General features: G+C 31.0%; 1 protein-coding gene. It reads left to right on the top strand.

Annotated elements, in window-relative coordinates:
- Nucleotides 1-213 precede the first annotated feature (213 nt).
- On the top strand, nucleotides 214-639 hold the full coding sequence (locus tag H5072_RS19670; protein WP_039490088.1) for a hypothetical protein: 426 nt from the start codon (nucleotides 214-216) through the stop codon (nucleotides 637-639).
- Nucleotides 640-1,305 lie beyond the last annotated feature (666 nt).

Below are 1,305 nucleotides of genomic sequence, written 5' to 3'. Positions count from 1 at the left end.
GAGAAACCCTTATTTTTTGCGGGTGAAATGATAAATTTTTTGGCCTAAAAAAGATAGGTCAATTACATAAAATTATGACATCAATCAAACTTTGTGAGCTTGTTGTTTATTTTTTGATACAGTTTGTGCCTAATTTGGCCTAATAGTAACACTCGCACTTGTTATTTACAGTCACGATTATTAGTATTTGCTTTTCTTTAGTGCGAAATTGTTATGCTTATATATAGGTTAAGTTTATTCACTGTGGTGTTTTTTTTATTAACAGCGTGTGATTTTTCTAAAAATACAGATGAAAAATTTCTTAAAAATGCCCAGTGCGAAGCCAATTTGCCTTGTACTTTTTCAAATGATGTTAAAGTATGGTTAAGCGAGAAAACCCTTTCCCCCGAAACCCCATTTACTATCTTTAGTGACTTACCTGCAAACGTTACAATTGAAGATGCCAAGCTTAAAGGCATCACTATGTACATGGGTTACATTCCCCAAAAATTTAAAAAACATAATGATCTTTGGCAAAGTAATACTATGGTTGGTATTTGTTCAGAGCAAAATATGCTTTGGAATTTAGAACTAACCGTTAAAGATAATGCCACCTCTGTAATACAAACACTCAATTACTCTTTTTACGTAACGTATTAAAGTTGCGACTACAAACTCTTGTATACAGCTTACATTTTTGATGTGAGTTCGTTTTCTTATACATACGATTATTTGAGTGACAAGATCAATAAAATTGCCTTTTTAGGTTTTAATACTGACAAAACTTCAATAGTGAATAAGTGCTCTCAAAAAGTTCAACTTTAATTACGACTGAATAAAAAAATCTAATCAAAAAACCTTCCAAAGAGGCTAAATAAGACTATTTAAGCATCAAGTATGCATAAATATGGTTATTAATTAACATTTAGTTTTGCGGTTTTAATAATGTGCTGTGATTAAGTTGTTAATTTGTCTGTTTTTGGTACGCAGCTCAGTTAATTACATTTGATTACAAAGTGAATCACTTTGGTTTCAGGTGTGTTTCTAATGTTTCCTTGTCTTTTTAAGGTATTGTTTTTAAAGTGTATTTATTAATTAACACTGAAACATAATGTAACCTATGTACCTACTATGGTTATTCCATTTTATTTCTTGATATAAATTGAGCTGTCATTAAGTTTTCGTTCAGTTAAAGGCGCCTAAGTTGCCCACCTGACTCACTATTCTAATAAAAAGTGAGCATTACCAATAAAGGTAAATTTCCAACAAGTAGGGTTCTTTCATGAAAAAATCAACTCTTGGTTTAGCTGTAATCGCAGCAATACC

Origin of the sequence: Pseudoalteromonas sp. SR45-5, assembly GCF_014163565.1 — a bacterium.
Taxonomy (GTDB): domain Bacteria; phylum Pseudomonadota; class Gammaproteobacteria; order Enterobacterales; family Alteromonadaceae; genus Pseudoalteromonas; species Pseudoalteromonas distincta.
This window is presented reverse-complemented; position numbering and strand designations above follow the sequence as displayed.